Genomic DNA, 17,941 nt, shown 5'->3' on the forward strand with positions numbered 1-17,941 from the left:
TTCCCGACGGGATGAGGGTCGTTTCCAGCGGGAGGAAGGCCGTTCCCGGCGGGGAGGAGGTCGGTGATCGGGCGTGCCAGAAGCCAGGACAGGGGCATCATGGCGGTCGCACGGTAACCACCGCCGGCGGTGAGACAGCGGATCGTGGTGGTGTCGGCCGCGTCGCGGGCCACGGTCCAGTACCGCGGAATACCGGCGTGCGCGTACTCCTCGACCTTCGTGACCTCATCCGTCGCCTCCGAAGCCGGTGAGAGGACCTCGATGACGAGGAGGATGCCGTCCGCGGCGTGCCAGGTCGCCCTTCCCGGATCGCTGTGCCAGAGGGCGAGGTCGGGGAATCGGCCCGCATCACCGGCCGGGCCGGTGATGCGGAGACCCGGTGCCTGCCGGAGCCGGCCGGTGCCGCCGTTTCCGTCGAACCAGGACGTCAAGCGAGCGACCAGATCGGCATGGCCGTCGTCAGGGGCGGGGACGACCGTGAGAACTCCGTGCATGCTCGTCTCGTAGCGGTGTCCGTGGCGGTCCGCCGCGATCATGGCGGTGAGATCGTCGAGCGTGACGTCGGCCGGCATGTGCCTGCCGATGGTGGCTGCGCTCATGCGCCCAGGGTAGTGACGGACACCGGCGGATTCGTCCCGCGACGGGGGGATCCGCGACGACGGATCCGCCCGGGGAGCCGGCTGAGAGCGGCCGGAGAGGGGACCGGTGGTTGGAGATGGGCGGTGGCCGGGCGGGCGATAGCGGCCGGAGGCCGGGGGCGGGCGGGTGCGGTTGTGGGAGGTGTGGCCCGTACCTCGCAAAGGGGTTGATTTTTGGTGTGAGCTGGGGCGTCGCTAGGCTGGTCGGGCGATGGATACCCGAACCGGTCTGCCTGTAGTCGGCATGGTGGGGGGCGGGCAGTTGGCCCGGATGACCCACCAGGCTGCCATTTCTCTCGGCCAGTCACTGCGTGTGCTCAGTGAGAAGCCTGATGACAGTGCCGCGCTCGTCGCGGCGGACGTGCCGATCGGCACGCACACCGATCTCGCGGCGCTGCGCGAGTTCGCCAAGGGGTGCGATGCGGTCACCTTCGACCACGAGCATGTGCCGACCGAGCACATCGAGGCGCTCGAGGCCGAGGGGGTGAAGATCTTCCCCGGGTCGAAGGCGCTGGTCTTCGCCCAGGACAAAGGCATGATGCGGGAGCGGCTCGCCGAGCTGGGAGCGCCGGTTCCGCGCTGGGCGCGGGTGAGCAGCGGCGCGGAGATCGAGGCGTTCGCGCAGGGGTCCTGGCCGGTGGTGGCCAAGGCCACCCGCGGGGGGTACGACGGCCGCGGCGTCTGGATGGTCGGTTCCCGGGAGGCCGCCGACGATCTCGTGTCGACAGGCATCTCGCTGATCGCCGAGGAGAAGGTGCCGTTGCGGCGGGAGCTGGCGGCTCTCGTGGCGCGGTCGCCGTTCGGGCAGGTCGCGGCCTATCCGGTGGTGGAGACCGTGCAGAAGGACGGGATCTGCGTCGAGGTGATCGCGCCCGCGCCGGACCTGTCCGACGAGCGCGCCCTGGAGGCGCAGCAACTCGCCATCGACCTGGCCAACGCGCTCGGCGTGGTGGGCCTGCTGGCTGTCGAGTTGTTCGAGACCGAGGCCGGCATCGTGGTGAACGAGCTGGCCATGCGCCCGCACAACTCCGGTCACTGGACCATCGAGGGCGCCCGGACCTCGCAGTTCGAGCAGCATCTGCGGGCGGTCCTGGACTATCCGATGGGCTCGACCGCGTTGACCGCCCCGTTCGTCGTGATGGCGAACGTGCTGGGTGGCGAGCCGGGCGGGATCTCGATCGACGAGCGGCTGCACCACCTGTTCGCGGCGGATCCGGGCGCGCGGGTGCACCTCTACGGCAAGCAGGTCCGGCCGGGCCGCAAGATCGGGCACGTGACCGTGCTCGGCGATGATCTTCAGGATGTTCGGGCGCGCGCCGTGCGGGCCGCGAAGTGGCTTCAGGAAGGCGTGTAGATGGGCCCCTCCGTCGGCATCATCATGGGCAGTGACTCGGACTGGCCCACCATGGAGGCGGCCGCGGTCGCCCTCGCCGAGTTCGACGTGCGGTTCGAGGTCGGGGTGGTCTCCGCGCACCGGACCGTGCGGAAGATGGTCGACTACGCCGAGTCGGCCGCCGACCGCGGCATCAAGGCGATCATCGCCGGGGCCGGGGGCGCCGCGCACCTGCCGGGCATGGTCGCCGCGCTGACCCCGCTGCCGGTGATCGGCGTTCCGGTGCCGCTGAAGCATCTGGACGGCATGGACTCGCTGCTGTCGATCGTGCAGATGCCGGCCGGGGTGCCGGTGGCGACCGTGTCGATCGGCGGGGCGCGCAACGCCGGCCTGCTCGCGGTTCGGATCCTCGGATCGTCCGATCCGGCGCTGCGGCAGCGGATGGCGGACTTCCAGAAGGATCTGGAGAAGCTGGTCGCCGAGAAGGACGCGGCGCTGCGCGACAAACTGATGGGCTAGCTTTTCGGGCGTGTGGGTTTCGGCCGGGCATCCCGCCCGAAACCCACACGCCGGGTTCACCGCATCCGGGCGAGGAACTCCTGGGTACGGCGGCGGTTCTCGCTGGAGGCGCCGAGGAAGAGCAGGACCACCCCGACCGGGACCAGCATCAGCCACGGGCCGCCGACGGTGAACGCGAACGCCAGCGCCGCCACCACCGTGGCCACCGTGCCGACCACCACCGGCGCCTGCTGCCGGGTCCGCGACCCGATGATCAGCGTGAGCACCGCCCCGAGCAGCAGCAGCACCGCCCGCAGGTCGCCGCCGTTGCCGGCCAGCACGATTCCGATCGTCGGCACGAACGCGGCCAGCAGCGCCGGACCGTACGCCGCCCAGCTGCTCAGATCCGCCCGGTGATGCGCCTCCACGACGCCGACCGCGAGCGCCAGGGCGGCGAACGGCAGGGTGTACGCCTCCGGCAGCCCCACCTCGTTCAGCGAGATGAACAGCCACCACCCGGCGATCTCGAACCCGACCGCCACCCAGAACAGCGTCCGCCGCTGGCTCGGGGTGCGGTCCGGCCGGGAAGCGGTCAGGCCCAGCACCGCGCCCCAGGCCGCGAGCAGCGCCGCCAGGTGCACCGGCGACTGGAACGCCAGCACCCCGGCGATCGCCGCCGACGCGTAACCGCTCCACTCCATGACGACCGCCTCGGGCCGGTACTGCGCCAGCCCGAGCCGCGGCAGCGCCGCCTCCAGCGACAGCAGCACCGCGCCGACGGCCAGCACCCCGAACGCCGCCCAGTGCCGTTCCAGACCGGCCGCGATCGACACCGCGAGCACGAACATCTGACCCATCAGGGCCGCGAACAGCCAGCCCAGCAGCCGGGCCATCTGGGTACGCCCGTTGAGCGCCGCGACCAGGCCGACCCCGACCGCACAGCCCAGCGTGAACAGCGTCATCCGCTTGTCGGCCAGGCTCCCGGCCAGACCGGCGCCACCGGCGAGCAGGCCGATCACGAAGACGGCGGTCCGGGTGGTGCGCAGCAGCGGCGCCCGGGTCGCGATCGGTGGAGGGGTGAGCGCCAGCCCCAGCATCGAGATCGTGAAGACGATCAACGCCGCGCCGGTCGCCGCCGGGAACGGGGCGTGGATGGCGATCGGGGTGATCAACAGCGTCAGCGCGACACCCGGCAGGATCACCGGCACCGCCTCGGACGCCTTGCCGCCGAAACCGATCGCGGCCAGCGCCGCGGCGCCGGTGAGCAGGACGGCGGCCAGAGCGCTGGTGCCGTCGACGTTGCCGGCGGCCGGGGCGGCGAGGGCCGCGACCGGGCCCTTCCAAACCGAGTCGAGCTGCTGCAACGGGTCGAGCAGGGCCGCCCGCAAGGCCGGGGCCAGCGAGAACAGCGCCAGCACGGTGGGCAGCAGGGCCAGCATCACGGCACCGGTCGCTGGGTCGGCGAGCCAGCGCTCACCCCAGCCGGTCCGGCGGATCCGGGCGTACCGGCTCTGCGGCGGGCCGTCGTCGAACGGCGCCACCCGCGGCACCGACGGCGGCGGCGGAACCGAACCGCGCAGCATCTCGGCCAGCACCCCGACCAGGGCCGCGGCGGCCGCGTACAGCGCCGTGGGGTAGTCGGTGGGCACACACGCGACAGCGGTGACCGAGGCGCCGAGGACCACACCGATGGTGGCCCAGGGCAGGTACTGCGGCAGGAACCTGCCGACGGCGGCCAGGATCGCCAGGCCCAGCGTCGAACCGGCCAGCGCGGCGGTGAGGATGACCTGGGCGTCGTGGCCCTGACCGGCGGCGAGCGCGGCGAGCATACCGGGGAGGGCGAGCAGCGCCGAGCCGGTGGCCGCGCCGCCGATCTGGGCCCGGTAGACGGGCAGGATCCGTTCCGTCTCGAACTCGGCGGTGTCGTCGAAACTCGTGGCCGGAGCCCGCGCCGGGATCAGGGCGGTGGCCGCGACCAGCACCCCGAGCAGGACGACCACCAGCAGAGCCAGGGCGGTCGACCAGGGCCGGGCCAGGCCGGCCGAAGTGGCGTGCAGCAGCACCACCGCGGCGACACCGGCGCGGGCCCGGGCGGCGTGCGGCTCGGTCGCGGCGACGGCGGACAGGGCGTAGGCGATGGCCACCGCGCTGCCCACGATCAGCGGGGACCACCAGGGCATCCCGAAGGCGTACGGGGTACCGATGGCGGCCAGGGCCGCCGCGATCCCGGACGCGTAGGGCGACCAGGGGCGAGGCATCGCGATCGCGGCCGTGATCGCGACCATCACCAGGGCGAACGGGGCCTGCCAGGCGCCCTCCGGCGCGGCGGCGGGGTAGGCGCTGAGCTGCGCCTCCCACAGCTTGCCGGGCAGTGCCAGCACCTTCAGCCCGTCGACCACCGCCTGCCAGCCGGCGATCGCGCCGACCACCAGGGCGGCCACCGCCAGGCCACGGGCCGGCCCGGGCCGCCAGTCGTCCGGCAGGATCGTGACGCCCATGCCGACCAGCAGCACCATCACCCCGGCGACGGCCAGCGGGGCGGACGGGAAGGCGAGCGCGGCGACCCGGGCGAGCGCGCCGCAGATCGCCACGGTCGCGGCCGCCGCGGCGATGTCCGGGCCGTCCAGCACCCGGTCGGTACGCCCCCGGTTGTCGATCGACTTGGCGAAGAACAGCAGCCCGGCCGCGCCGAGCAACAGCGCGCCGACCCAGACGTCCGGCGCCGTGGCCCCCGGGGCGAACAGCGCGGCCAGCGCCATCGCCACCGCGCCCAGCCCGGTCCCGATGGTCATCGGCAGGCTGATCTCCCGGCGGGCCACCTGGAAGACGGCCGCATAGCTGAGCGTGCCGGCCACCGCGAGGAACCCGGCCGCGAGCGCCGGAACGGTCGAACCCGCGTTCGGCGGCGGGCCGCCACCCGGGTCGGAGACGGCAAGCGCCGCGGTCACGGCGGCACCCGGAATGGCCAGGGCGGCGGCGCCGGAGGCCCAGTCGCCGACCACCCAGGCGAACAGCCGCACCGGGATCTGCCGGGCCGCGATCGCCACCATCACCCCGGCGCCGGCCAGCGCCGTCAGCACCGCCGCGGTCAGCCAGGAGGCGCTCAGCGCGGCGCACGCGCCGAACAGACCGACCACCCCGGCCGCGGACACATGGGCGAGCGCGATCCGCCTGGTGTCCGCCCACAGGCCCGCCGCGCCCAGCCCGATCGACGCCAGCACCAGCGGCCACGGCGCCTCCGACCAGGGCAGACCCAGCGAGGCGGGCACGGCCAGGGCGGTCAGGGCGATTCCCACCACGGCGCCCTCCCGCCGGATGCCGGCGGGCAGCGCGAGAGCGGCGGCGATCGTCATCAGCAGGGCGCTGAACGCCAGCAGCCAACCGGCGGGACCGACGGCCTCGGCGAGCTTCTGTGCGTACGCCGCGGTGTCGGCGTCCCACACCGGGCGGGCCGCGCCGACCGGGGCGATCGCCGCACGCAGCGCGTCCACCCCGACGACCAGGCCGATCAGGGCGAGCGCGGCGGTCGAGGCGTACTGCGGGCCGCGGCGCACCGGCTCGGCGAGCATGCCGACCACCGCGCCGGTGACCGCCACGGTCGCGGCGGCGACCACCACACCCCAGTGCGGCGACATGACACCGGCGATGCGGGCCATCGCGCCGATCACCGCGAGGGTGAGCACGGCGCCGGCCACGTTCATGGCGAGCGGCTGGCGCAGCAGGCGGGCGGCGGCGACCGCGGTGACCGCGGCGGCGACCAGGATCAGGCCGGACCGCACCGCGTCGGCCACCACCTCGGACTGCAGCAGCGCCACCGAGGAGTAGAGCAGCGCGCCCGCGGACGCGAAACAGAGCAGCGCGAACGTCAGCTCCCGCAGCCAGTCGGCGGACGGCGGGGTGGCCGGCGGGGCCAGCGACATCGAACCGGCCGGCGGTGCGCCCTCCGGACGCGGGCCCGGGAAGATGCGGGTCGGTGACCAGCGGCGGCGGGGCCGGTTCAGCCCCGGGATGATCAGGTCCGGTTCCTCCTGGCGGGACTCCGGGCGGGGCGGGGCGTCGGCCGCGTACGCCGCCGGGTCCGCCGGGTCGGGCGCGCCCGCGCGCCGCGCGAACCGCTCGCCGTCCGCGTCCGCCTCCGCCAGCGAGTCGCGGTCGGCGGCCACCGGCCGCCCCAGCGGCCAGCGCGGCACCAGCCGCCCGCTGCGGATCACCGTGGTCAGCAGCAGCAGGTCCAGCACGGCGACGGCGGTCAGCGCGAGGCCCCAGCCGGCCGGGCTCTCGATCATCGGGTACGCCAGGAGCGGCGCGACCGGCTGCGTCGCGATCACCGTCGCGTACCGCGGTGCGGCCAGTCGCGTCACCCCGGCGTAGAGGAACCCGGCCACCGCGGTGATCGCGAAGGTGGCGCCCAGGTAGAGCGCGGTCGGCACGTCGCCGCCGGTCAGCGGGGTGTCGTGCAACGCGTACAGCGTCATCGGCAGCAGGGCCAGCCCGATCGCGGCGATCGTCTCACCGGTCGAGGTCAGGCCCCGCTTGGCCACACCGGGTGCCGCCGACAGGGCGACGCCGGTGGCCAGCGCCAGGATCATCGAACGGGCGAACGGGTTGGAGACCGCCACCCCGGCGAAGACCACGGCGGCCACCCCGAGCAGCAGGGCGCCCAGGGCGAGCAGGATGTTCTGCACCGACTGGGTGGATGCCTCGGGCGGGTGCTCCAAGGTCGCCAGCGGCGGCCGGCGCGACGGTGGCGGGACCACCCGCTCGGTCGGCGGCGGGTCGTCGACGAGCACGGTCACGCCGTCGGTGGCGGCGCCGGGCGGGCCGCCGGGAGTGGTCGGCGGGCCGGTGTGGGCGGTGCCGGGCTCGGCCCAGTCCGGCGGTGGCTGCGGCCGGCGGCGGGCGCGCGGCGGCTCCTCCTCCGAGGCGGTGGGCGACGTGCCCGGTGGCGGGGGAGGCGGGAAGTCGGCCGGTGGCTTACGTCGTACGGTGCGCCGGCTCTTCGTTCCCTTCGCCTCCTTCTGCTTCTGGGCGTGGGCGAGGATGTCCCGCTGGAACTTCGCGGCCTGGAGTTTGCTGGCGATCTGCGTACGCTCCGTGGCGGCCTGCATGTCCTTGATCTTCAGGTCCGCTATGGAGGCGTCGATGCGAGCCAGTTGTTCCTCAAGGTGATCGGGCTCGTCAGCCTGCGCCACAGAACCTCCTAGACCAGCCGCTCTCTGTAGTTAGAGCATGCCGCTACGACACCTCATTAGAACAGTCTCAAGCGGGGGGAGATCTGTGGAAACGACCCCGAACCCGGCAGTTTTCCAGCATGCCCACGAACGGGCGGCGATATTCGGCACAGTGGGGCTCTGTTGCCCGGGCCACGCTACGCGCCGGTAACATTGCCCCGGACTGGCTTAGGGAAGGTTAAGGGCATGGCTGACTTCGACGTCTACCGTCTTCCGGAGGACCACGAGACGATCCGCGCCGCCGTGCGCGAGATCTGCGACGCGCGGGTCGCCCCGCACGCCGCCGAGGCCGACGAGACCGCTGAGTTCCCCAAGGCGTCGTACGACGCCCTCCGCTCCGCCGACTTCCACGCCCCGCACATCCCGGTGGAGTACGGCGGCGCCGGAGCGGACGCGCTCGCCACCGCGATCGTGATCGAGGAGGTGGCCCGCGCCTGCGCGTCGTCCTCGCTGATCCCCGCGGTCAACAAGCTCGGCAGCCTCCCGCTGATCCTCTCGGGGTCCGAGGAGCTCAAGCAGAAGTATCTGACGAAGGTCGCGTCCGGCGAGGCGATGTTCTCCTACTGCCTGTCCGAGCCCGAAGCCGGTTCCGACGCCGCGTCGATGACCACCAAGGCCGTCCGCGACGGCGACCACTGGGTGCTCAACGGCGTCAAGCGCTGGATCACCAACGCCGGCGTCTCCGAGTTCTACACCGTCTTCGCGGTCACCGACCCGTCCGCCCGCTCCCGCGGCATCTCCGCCTTCGTGGTGGAGAAGTCCGACCAGGGCGTCAGCTTCGGCGCGCCGGAGAAGAAACTCGGCATCAAGGGCTCCCCGACGCGCGAGGTCTACTTCGACAACGTGCGCATCCCCGCCGACCGGATCATCGGCGCCGAGGGCACCGGCTTCGCCACCGCCATGCAGACCCTCGACCACACCCGGGTCACCATCGCCGCGCAGGCCATCGGCATCGCGCAGGGCGCGCTCGACTTCGCCCTGGCGTACGCCAAGGAGCGCAAGCAGTTCGGCAAGTCGATCGCCGACTTCCAGGGCCTGCAGTTCATGCTCGCCGACATGGGCATGAAGCTCGAGGCGGCCCGCCAGCTCACCTACGCCGCCGCCGGCAAGAGCGAACGCGGCGACGCCGACCTGACCTACTTCGGCGCGGCGGCGAAGTGCTTCGCCTCCGACGCCGCCATGGAGATCACCACCGACGCGGTCCAGATCCTCGGCGGCTACGGCTACACCCGCGACTACCCGGTCGAGCGGATGATGCGCGACGCCAAGATCACCCAGATCTACGAGGGTACGAACCAGGTGCAGCGGATCGTGATGGCACGGCAGCTCCTCAAGTAAGCCGCTGGCCTGCGTTTTAGCAGGCCAGCGTCATGATAGACCCCGCTCCGGATGCTGTCGCGGTCCGTCGGGTGCTGGTCCGCCGGCATCCGACGGCACGGCGTGGCATGCCCTGTGTGACGGTCTGTGTGACGGCTGATGTGACAGAGCGGCCGGTTTCACTGGCACCCATTGTCAGCCGTCCACCCTGACCAGATCGCGCAGGAAAGCCGCCCCGACGTTGACACGGTCGATCGCGTCGACGAGAACGCCCGCAACCACGTGCTGCGGGATCGGCAGCATCAGGAAGCCGTCCGTGCCCGTCACCACCCCGTGCCGTTCGAAGACCTCGGTGAGTTTGCCGCGGAGGACCTCGTCGTCGGGTACGTCGAGGGCGAAGCCGCCGTCGACGCCCCGCATGCCGACACCGTTGCCGACCGCCCGCAGCCACCGGGGATCGTCTCGTAGCCGGAGAACCACGGGTCCTCGACCCGTTCGTCAGTGCCGCTGGACTCCCAGACTTGCGGCAGCACCGGGTCGCGGTAGTAGCCGCTGAGCCGTTTCGTCCGCAGCATGCACATCGTGTAGCCGAGGGCTCCGTCGATGCCGAAGTAGATACCAGTTGTGCCGCTCCGCATGTCGGGATACCGGACCAGGTGGTATCGCCAGTCGAAGATCCGGGAATCCTCACGGCCGGCCGGCCAGGCGGCCGAGCCGGAGCTCGGCGTGGACTCGCAGCGCGCCGTAGGTTCCGCGAGAGGCTTCGTGAACGGCGCGGATCCTTTCGGTGAGCCAGGCGTGGCGCAGCGACCGTGCTGACGGGGGCCGGTTGAGCCAGGCGTAGTAGCCGGACTCCGACACGTCCAGTACCCGGCAGCACAGGCTGACGGATAGTCCTTCAGCGGCCAGGGTTTGATGGCCGCGAACCGGTCTTTTGGGGGCACCGCCTCCTTCAGCAGTTCGGCGGCCTTGCGATGGAACTCCAGTTCGGCCTCGAGTTCGGCGATGCGGCGGCGGGCCTGGCTCAACTCAGCCGACTCGGTGGACGTCACACCCGGCAGTAGGCCGCTGTCGATGGCTACCTGCCGGCGCCAGACGTAGATCGTCTGGTCGCTGATCTGTAGATCGTTCGCGAGCTGAGCCACGGTTCTGCAGGATTTGAGCAGGTCAAGAGCTTGCGGCGGAACTCAGGCGGATAGCTTCTCGGCACAGGTCTCCTTCAAGAGCAACTGAGCGTGGAAGATCCAACCGAACCGACTCCACGGAACCCGGGGAAGATCAAAGACCTACCTGTATCGAGGGGTGATCGGCGTAGTTCGCTCGGTTGTTCACTCTCTGTGCCAACGAACCGGGGCCGTGAACCGGGGCCGTGAACCGGCCCGGCGAACATTGGCGTATCGATGAAGCATGAGGTTCAGACAACCGGTGACGCCCCGGCTCGAGACGACGGTGATTGCTGCCGCTGCGGTCGTCGCCAGCCTGGCGTCGCCGTCGGTGGCCACGCCGTCATTCGCCGATTCATCCGAGGCCGGAGTAACGGTGATTGCCGGGAGCGGCGAGCGTGGTGCCGCGCAGGAGGGTGTTCCGGCTCCGCGCAGTCCGATGAACAACCCGACCGGAGTCGCGGTCAGGCCGGACGGCACGGTGTACGTCAGTGACAGCGGCAACCACCTGGTGCGAGCGGTCGGTACCGACGGCGTCATCCGCACGGTCGCGGGGACCGGGCGGGACGGCGCGGGAGCACCTGAGCCGACGAGCGGTACGAGGGCGACGGAGGTGCCGCTCGCCTTCCCCAACGATCTTGCGGTCGGCCGGGACGGGACGGTGTTCATCGCCGACGGCGGCACGGTCCGGGTGTATGCGCTCAAGCCCGACGGCACGATCTCGGTACGCGCCGACGCGAGCACGGGAAACGGGATCCTGCCGTCGCCGATGGGCGCCCCGAGCGGGCTGGCAGTCGCCGCGGACGACACCCTGTACATCGCCGACCGTACGAACTTCCAGGTCATCGCGCTGTCCCCGGACGGGGCTGTGCGGCTGGTCGCCGGCGGCATGGGCGGCGCGGTGTCGACGGCGCAAGGCCCGGCTACGGAGACACCGGTTGGCCCGGTCACCGGCATCACCATCGACGCGGTCGGGGACCTGTGGCTCAGCAGCGCCGGGAAACTGCTCCGGGTCAGTGGGACCACGCTGACACCCGTCGCCGAGGATGTCGGCACCGCCACCACCGTCTCGGCCGGCACTGATGGCGTCTACATCGTCGATCAACCGAAGCGCGTGATCCGCCGGCTGACGCCTGGCCATCGGGTCACCGTCGTCACGACGTTCGACGACGCACAACAGCCGATCCTCTGGGCCGCTGCCGCCTCCGCACCGGACGGCCCGATCTATGTGGTCGACAACGCCGTCAACCAGGTCCTGGCCGCCCGTGCTGCCCCGATCACAGACGCCGGACCGGAGCCGGATGCCGATCGGACATGGCCCTACCTTGCCGGCGGTGTAGTGGTACTGATCCTGGCAGCGGTCACTGCTGCCTGGTGGATGCGCCGCCGTCAGCCCCCGGTGCGTCGAGAATCAGGAACGGAGTGAGCCATGGCTGACGATGTGACCGGCGGCGACCTGTACGTGCTCTGGCGCCTAGGCGAGGTCCACCTGCCGCGGATCGCTGACGTGTTCTACGACGCCAACCGCATGCTCGGCGGTAACGCCACCGGGAGCACCAGCCGGGCCTTCCGGCCCAACGAGGCCGCCTATCCGGGATCGTCGTTCTTGACGAGTTCGGTCGGCGCCGCCTGGGAAGAACTGCGCGTCGAGATGCAGCTGATGATGGAGCAACTCGGCACCACCGTCCTCGACACCGGCCGCGGAGTGATGAACGCCGCGTACGCCTTCGAGGAAGCCGACCAGGCCAACGCCGACCTCCTCAACGACTACCTCCGGGATCCCGCGAAGCACAACGCCGACGACCCGCTCGCCAACCCGCCGGCTGGCTGGGCCACCGACTATCCCGGCATGCCGTACGGATCCTGGGCTTCCACTCCCGCCGACCAACAAGGTGAGGCGCCATGAGCAACCTGGCCCGGACGCCGGCTCACCTTGTCGGCAACGCCTACGTCTCGGCCCTGACCGGCAAAGCGGCGCAACTCCGTGACGCGCTGATCCAGCAGACGCTCAAGGACTATGCCTCCTGGGAACGATCCATCGACGAGAACGTCATCAGACGCCATCCCGAGTTGCGGATCGGAACCCAGGACTACATGCGGGAGGTCGAGACATTCCGGGGCCGGATCGGTGACGCCTTCGATTGGGTCGTCCCCGCCTTCGAGACCTTCGGGACACCCGACCCGGACGACATCGACCCCGCGATCGAGATGTTGGGGACGATCCAGGGCTGGTTCGACGGCGAAGTCGACACCACGAACAACTGGACCGGCGCCAACCCCGCTCTCGAGCGGGTGAACCTCGTCGGCGCCGAGATGATCGCCGGGTGGAGAGGGTCGTTCACCGACAACTTCATCGATCATTTCGTGACGCCACTGGCCACCGTCCTCCCGAACCAGCGGAACCTGGCTCAGCTGGTCCAGGAGCAGCTCACCTGCAACAAGGTCATCTACATCCAGCGACGGCAGTCAGCGATGGACCTCCTCGACGCCTCGATCTACGCGACCCAGAACCTCGACAACGAGATCGACGCGGACGCAGCCAAATGGGCGACCATCGCCGCCGTGGCGGTCGGCACCACACTCGGCCCGTTCGTCGCCGGCTGGGGCATCGGTCTGGCGCTGATGCTGGACGCCGGCGGCACCATCGCGCAGGGCCTCGTCCCGGACAAAGAGGAGAAGAAGGCGATAACCCGGTTCAACATCGGGGGCCGAACGACCGCTGACGTGACCGCGAACATCATGACCGCGATAAGCGCCCTCGAACGGGACACCTACTCACAGGAGCAGCAAGTGGCAACCGCGCTACGCGACATCACCCGGGTCATCGAAAGCCTCCGGCGCCCGTCGATGGTCTCCAACACCTCGGGTCCGTTCTCCCTGGAGAGGTCCGCACTCGCCGACGCCACCGCAGCAGAACTCACACGAAACATGCAGCCCAAGAGGTAAGAGACAGATGTAGGTGAGCGCGATTCCCAGTACCACCAGATAGCCGGTGCGGGTCTGACGGCTGTCGCTCCGGCCAGCCAGGCGTCCCGTGTCCGTACCTGTGCGACGGAGTCCCGCACGGCGGCCTCGCCGGCCACCGGGTCGGTGCCGGGACCCGCTCGACGCGCTGACCGCGCGGGAACGGGAGGCGCTGGTGCTGGTCGCCGAGGGCCGGTCGAACCTCGCCATCGCGACGGCCCTGACCGTCACCGAGGCCGCGGTGGCCAAGCACACCCGGAACATCCTGAACAAGCTCGGGCTGCCGCAGGCGGAGGACACCCACCGCCGGGTCCTGGCCGTCCTGACGTACCTGCGCGGCTGACCGGCCCCGGCCCGAAGAGTGCCGCGCACGATGCCGTATGACCCTGGTCAGACCCCGGATTCCGACCTCGGTCAGACGCGCCGGACCCGGCCCGACCGGCACGATGGAGTCATCAACGAGGCGGCCGCGACACAGGCGCCGCCCGACGACCCGAAGGACGAATGATGACCGCTTTCGCTGCCCCCGACCTCGCCGCGACCTTCGGCGGCATCGGTTTCTGGTCCACTCTGCTGGCCGCCGCCGTCTTCCTGTTCGGCAGCACCCTGGTGAGCATCGCCCGTGCGCCGTTGAGCCGCCGTTCCCGCCGGAACTGGATCTGGCTGGTCGTTCTGGCGCCGGGGATCGGCATCATCCTCTGGTTCGCGTCCGGCCGCCCGGCGGCCCTGAACGGCCCGACCCACGCCTGACCTCCATCAGAACAGCAGGCCGAGCCCGTCGTCGCTGTCGAAACAGTTTCGCGGCGCCGGTCTCGGTGTTGCTGATGTATGTGGGGTCCTGCAGGGCATTCCCCGCTGCCCTCCCACCGGTCGCGGTTCGCTTTTCCTTGCGCCGTTTCCCGGGTTGTACGGGTGAGCCCGCTCTTCTTCGCCATCGGTCGGCCGGGCCTGGTCACCTGTCCGATGCGGCTGCCCATGAGGGCAGGATTCCTGCCCTCACCGACGGTCCGGGAAATCGTCGGACGCGAATCGCATCATGGCGCCGGAGCGCATTTCTCGAGGCTTTCGCATCGTTCATCTGGTGTCCAACTAGGAGACTTAACCTGGCGCGGCACGGACAGGCCGACGCGAGGAGCCCGGAGTGACCCGGCAGGCGCATTTCCACCCGACGACCAGTGCCGGGGCGGGGCGTTCCGTCGCGCCGGGCGTTCGCCGGCACTCGCCGGACACCGAGGCGCTGCTGGCCCTGCAACGGTCCGTCGGGAACGCGAGCCTGTCCCGGATGATCGGCGGGGCGTCGGTGGAGCCGGTCGTACAGCGCGCACCGGTGATGCCGGGCAGCTGGGACGACTCGTGGAACGACGACGACATCGAGCTCGACGAGGTGGCCCCGGCTCAGCAGGAGCAGACCGTGCCGTCTCCGGTGATGACGAACGAGGACGCCGCCGCGGCGATTCGGGCGCGTCTGGAGTCCGAGTCCGAGGTGACCGTCGATCCTGCCGCTATCGCGCTGCCCGCGTCACGGGCCGCCACGCCGGAGCCCGCCGTCGCGCCCTCGCCACCGGCTCCCGTCGAGGAGACCGCGGTCCCGCCCGGTTCGCCGGTGGAGGAGGTTGCGCCGCCCGGATCGCCGGTAGGTGTGCTGCCCGCATCGATCGAGACGGCTGTCGATCCGGCGACCGTTGCGCTGCCGGACTCCCGGGCCACCACGCCGGAGCCGGCCACTGTCGCGGAGCCGGAACGGCGTGGACGGTTGCGGCAGGTCTTCGACGGGGACAAGGCGAAGATGGCGGGCGCGGCGGCGGCGATCGCCGGGCCGGGCGCGGGTCTGGCGAACAACGCCAATCCCTCCTTCGGCCTGATGGCGGGCGCGACCGGCGGCGCCAGCCTCACCGCTTTCGGCGACGCCATGAGCGAGGTGGTCAAGGCGGTGCGGTCACCCGACGGCTACCGGGTGATGAACTGGGGCAAGCTCGTCGGCGGCGTGCTCGCCTTCGGCGGTCTGGTCGTCGCCGCGCCGAGCATCGCCGCGCACGTGCCGGGCGGCCGGGCGGCAGGCATGGCCGCGCAGGGCGCCGGCCTGCTGATCAAGAGTTACGGCGAGGGCTACCGGCTGGAGAAGGGCTCGACCGCCTTCTCCACGCTGCCGGACGGCGACATCGCCAAGGCCGCCGGCAACTTCGTCGCGGCGGTGGCGCCGATCCTGCAGAGCGCCGCCTACTTCAAGGAGCCCGCGCTCGCCACGATGCTGACCTCGGATGCCCTCGCCGCGGGCACGGTCGGATCCAGCCTGCTGAAGGCGGCTCTCTACTTCACCGTCGGCAGTGGGGCGGGCGACTTCGCCAGCGAGATCGTCAAGGGCGTCAAGGAGGGCAGGGTCAACCCGGGCAAGGCCATCGGTGGTCTGCTCCATGCGTCCGGCGCGTTCACGTTCGCGAACGGCGCCGTCCTGCAGAACGTGCGGGCCCGTACCGGCGGCCTCTATCTTCAGGCTTTCGGTCTGGCGGCGAAGAGCGCCGGTGAGGGGATCAAGATGGAGGAGACCGCGCTCAACGCCTGGCCGTCGCGCCGGAAGCCGGCCCCCGCCGGCGAGCACGCCGTCTGAGGCCCGCGTTCCGTCTCAGCCGGCCGGCGCGCTGGTCGGGTTGGTGGTCATCAGGCCGTTGAGGTACAGCGACTCGCGGCACTGGGTGGCCGGCCTGGCGTTGGCCGGAGTGCCCGGCGTCCGGCAGGCCACCAGCATGGTCACCTTCGCCCCGGCCGGAACCCGGATCGGGGTGACCGAGTGGTAGTCCTGGTTGCGGAAGTTCTCCAGCGCGTACGTCACCACGGGGACGCCGTTGGCGGTCACCCGCAGCGTGCCCTCGTCGCCCTGGACGTTGTCCACCAGGAAGTCGGTCAGCAGGAACGTCTTGCCGGCCGGCACGGTGTAACTGCGTTCGGCGGACCCGGCCCGGTTCGTCCGGAACGTGATCGCGGCGGAGAACTGCTGGCCCTGTCCAACGCCCGCGGCGCCGTTGCCGCCGCCGCCCGGCGCGCCACCACCACCGGGCGGCTGACCGCCGTTCCCGGCTCCGGGAGCCGCCGGGGTGGCGGCCGGGGTCGGCGTGGGATCGGGCGGGGTGGTGGCGAGTTCGGTCTCCTCGGCGGCCTTCTGCGCGGTGCTCTGGTCGACGGCTTCCTTCGCCGCCGACTGCACCGCCGGCCGGACCAGGCCGAACCAGAGGGCGAGCAGCGCCAGCAGCAGCGCGAGCAGGGCGGCGAGCAGTTTCAGCAGCCAGGGGGAGATGATCGGGTTCTGGACGAAGGAGCCCTCCATCGCCACCACCCGGCCGTGCTCCGGGCGTACCTCCGCGGTGAACGGGAACTCCCTCGGCGGGCCCCACCAGAGCCAGGTGCGTGCCCGTACCGTCAGGCGGGTCTCCGCTCTCGTGCCGTTGCCGGCCCGGAGGGTCGCCGGCTGGAGCGCGAAGGTCACCTGGTCGGTCCCGTCGGCGGCGGTGAAGGTCAGGTCCTCCGCGACGTTGCCGTGGTTGTCGGTGTCGATGCGGAACCGGCCCTGTCGCAGGCCGGACCGCGACGGCGGCTGGAGCTGGGCGGTGATCTCCTGGAACGGCTCGACGGCGAGCACGCCCTCCTGGACCACCGTGGCGTCCGGATGCTCCGACGGCACGATCCGTACGCCGAACGGCCGCTCGCCGGCGGCGATCCGGGGCGAGCGTGGTGGCGCGAAGGTGACGGTCACGGTCTCGCTGCCGGCCGGGTAGAGGTTGATCTCCGCCGGCTCGACGAGGGCCCAGTCCGCGGTCTCGCCGAGGACCTCGATCCGGTACGCCTCCACCGTGTCGCCCGAGTTACGTACGGTCACCGGAACGGACACTGTGGAACCGGGGGTCACGGTGACGTGGTCACTCCCCAGATTCGCCGAAGCACGCATGTGACTGAGCGTAAAGATCGGCCGGTGGGGTGGTAGGTCCGTCCGGGAACCGGCGCGGGCAGAGCCGCTGCCCGTCCGGTCGGCTCCGGTCCGACTTCACTGTCCGTTAAGTACTTGCTAAGCGGAGCAGGCCACTATGTCGATACCACGGTGAAGGGGGAATCGATCATGCAGCGGCTGCCGGTCTATGTCCAGGCCACGGACCCGATCACGTTGCTCGGCATGAAAAGCCATCTCGCCGGGCGTCCGGAGATCCTCGTCGTGGCCGAGCAGGAGCGGCATGCGGCGGCGGTCACCGTGGTGGTGCCGGACGCGATGACCGAGGAGACTTTCGTCACGTTGAGTGAGCTGCGGCGCGGGTCGAGCCGCCTCGTGCTGGTACCGTCCACATTGGATGACGCGCAGCTCACCCGGGCGGTCGAGTGCGGTGTCGTCGGCGTGGTCCGCCGCTCCGAGGTGTCCAGCACGAAACTCGTGCAGGTGCTGCTCGGCGCGGCCCGTGGCGAAGGCAGCGTGCCCGGCGACCTGCTGGGCCGGCTGCTCGAGCAGATGGGCCGGTTGCAGCGAGAGGTGCTGCACCCGCGCGGCCTGACCCTGCGCGGCCTGACCGCCCGCGAGGTCGACGTGCTCCGCCTCGTCGCGGAGGGCCTGGAGACCCGGGAGATCGCCTCCAAGCTGTCGTACTCGGAGCGCACGGTGAAGAACGTGCTGCACGAGGTGACCACCCGGTTGCAGCTGCGCAATCGCGCGCACGCGGTGGCGTACGCGCTCCGCCACGACCTGATCTGAGGGGCACCCGCCCTGCCCTCGGTCCTGCCCTCGCGCCCGGTGTGGGCGCGGGTACGCCGTACCGAGGATGA

Annotated in this window: 14 protein-coding genes and 1 pseudogene; 10 read left to right on the forward strand and 5 right to left on the reverse strand. The window is 71.3% G+C overall.

Annotated elements, in window-relative coordinates:
* Positions 1 to 599, reverse strand: a 599-nt coding sequence (locus tag Aut01nite_RS05150; protein ID WP_204037445.1) for a Uma2 family endonuclease, incomplete at its 3' end; no start/stop codon positions are given.
* Positions 600 to 849: 250 nt separating this feature from the next.
* On the opposite strand from Aut01nite_RS05150, the gene Aut01nite_RS05155 reads away from it, so the two are divergent.
* Both Aut01nite_RS05155 and purE read left to right on the forward strand, forming a co-directional pair.
* Positions 850 to 1,992, forward strand: coding sequence for a 5-(carboxyamino)imidazole ribonucleotide synthase (locus Aut01nite_RS05155; protein WP_043522085.1), 1,143 nt, complete (start codon positions 850 to 852; stop codon positions 1,990 to 1,992).
* Complete coding sequence (gene purE / locus Aut01nite_RS05160; RefSeq protein WP_043522084.1) at positions 1,993 to 2,490, forward strand: 5-(carboxyamino)imidazole ribonucleotide mutase; 498 nt, start codon at positions 1,993 to 1,995, stop codon at positions 2,488 to 2,490.
* Positions 2,491 to 2,546: 56 nt separating this feature from the next.
* On the opposite strand, the gene Aut01nite_RS05165 is transcribed toward purE, so the two are convergent.
* Positions 2,547 to 7,661, reverse strand: coding sequence for an SCO7613 C-terminal domain-containing membrane protein (locus tag Aut01nite_RS05165; RefSeq protein ID WP_204037447.1), 5,115 nt, complete (start codon positions 7,659 to 7,661; stop codon positions 2,547 to 2,549).
* Between the two features lie 225 nt (positions 7,662 to 7,886).
* On the opposite strand from Aut01nite_RS05165, the gene Aut01nite_RS05170 reads away from it, so the two are divergent.
* A complete protein-coding gene (locus Aut01nite_RS05170; RefSeq protein WP_043522083.1) occupies positions 7,887 to 9,038 on the forward strand; it encodes an acyl-CoA dehydrogenase family protein in 1,152 nt (383 codons plus the stop codon).
* A 174-nt stretch (positions 9,039 to 9,212) separates the two neighbouring features.
* On the opposite strand, the gene Aut01nite_RS05175 is transcribed toward Aut01nite_RS05170, so the two are convergent.
* Both Aut01nite_RS05175 and Aut01nite_RS44740 read right to left on the reverse strand, forming a co-directional pair.
* Complete coding sequence (locus Aut01nite_RS05175) at positions 9,213 to 9,437, reverse strand: hypothetical protein (RefSeq protein ID WP_152628461.1); 225 nt, start codon at positions 9,435 to 9,437, stop codon at positions 9,213 to 9,215.
* A gap of 267 nt (positions 9,438 to 9,704) precedes the next feature.
* On the reverse strand, positions 9,705 to 9,878 hold the full coding sequence (locus tag Aut01nite_RS44740; RefSeq protein ID WP_161790576.1) for an IS3 family transposase: 174 nt from the start codon (positions 9,876 to 9,878) through the stop codon (positions 9,705 to 9,707).
* 741 nt (positions 9,879 to 10,619) lie between these two features.
* On the opposite strand from Aut01nite_RS44740, the gene Aut01nite_RS05190 reads away from it, so the two are divergent.
* From Aut01nite_RS05190 to Aut01nite_RS05215, 6 genes and pseudogenes are all read left to right on the forward strand, one after another.
* Positions 10,620 to 11,606: an NHL repeat-containing protein gene (locus Aut01nite_RS05190; RefSeq protein ID WP_043522081.1), complete on the forward strand. Its 987-nt coding sequence runs from the start codon at positions 10,620 to 10,622 to the stop codon at positions 11,604 to 11,606.
* 3 nt (positions 11,607 to 11,609) lie between these two features.
* Positions 11,610 to 12,086 carry a hypothetical protein gene (locus Aut01nite_RS05195; protein WP_043522079.1) on the forward strand — a complete coding sequence of 159 codons (477 nt, stop codon included), beginning with the start codon at positions 11,610 to 11,612 and terminating at the stop codon, positions 12,084 to 12,086.
* Complete coding sequence (locus Aut01nite_RS05200) at positions 12,083 to 13,126, forward strand: hypothetical protein (RefSeq protein WP_043522077.1); 1,044 nt, start codon at positions 12,083 to 12,085, stop codon at positions 13,124 to 13,126. Before Aut01nite_RS05195 ends, Aut01nite_RS05200 begins: the two co-directional genes overlap by 4 nt.
* Before the next feature lie 142 nt (positions 13,127 to 13,268).
* Positions 13,269 to 13,487: pseudogene (locus Aut01nite_RS05205) on the forward strand (response regulator transcription factor); the annotation flags it as partial.
* Between the two features lie 164 nt (positions 13,488 to 13,651).
* Positions 13,652 to 13,894, forward strand: coding sequence for a hypothetical protein (locus tag Aut01nite_RS05210; protein ID WP_043522075.1), 243 nt, complete (start codon positions 13,652 to 13,654; stop codon positions 13,892 to 13,894).
* Between the two features lie 391 nt (positions 13,895 to 14,285).
* Entirely contained in the window at positions 14,286 to 15,749 is a 1,464-nt protein-coding gene (locus Aut01nite_RS05215; RefSeq protein ID WP_043522074.1) for a hypothetical protein, read from the forward strand.
* A gap of 15 nt (positions 15,750 to 15,764) precedes the next feature.
* Here the strand turns inward: Aut01nite_RS05215 and Aut01nite_RS05220 are convergent, their stop codons facing one another.
* Entirely contained in the window at positions 15,765 to 17,012 is a 1,248-nt protein-coding gene (locus tag Aut01nite_RS05220) for a COG1470 family protein (RefSeq protein WP_161790575.1), read from the reverse strand.
* Positions 17,013 to 17,249: 237 nt separating this feature from the next.
* Here Aut01nite_RS05220 and Aut01nite_RS05225 point away from each other — a divergent pair, with 237 nt between their 5' ends.
* Positions 17,250 to 17,870: a helix-turn-helix transcriptional regulator gene (locus Aut01nite_RS05225; RefSeq protein ID WP_043522238.1), complete on the forward strand. Its 621-nt coding sequence runs from the start codon at positions 17,250 to 17,252 to the stop codon at positions 17,868 to 17,870.
* Positions 17,871 to 17,941 lie beyond the last annotated feature (71 nt).

It is taken from the genome of Actinoplanes utahensis (genome assembly GCF_016862455.1).
GTDB classification, from domain to species: Bacteria; Actinomycetota; Actinomycetes; order Mycobacteriales; family Micromonosporaceae; genus Actinoplanes; species Actinoplanes utahensis.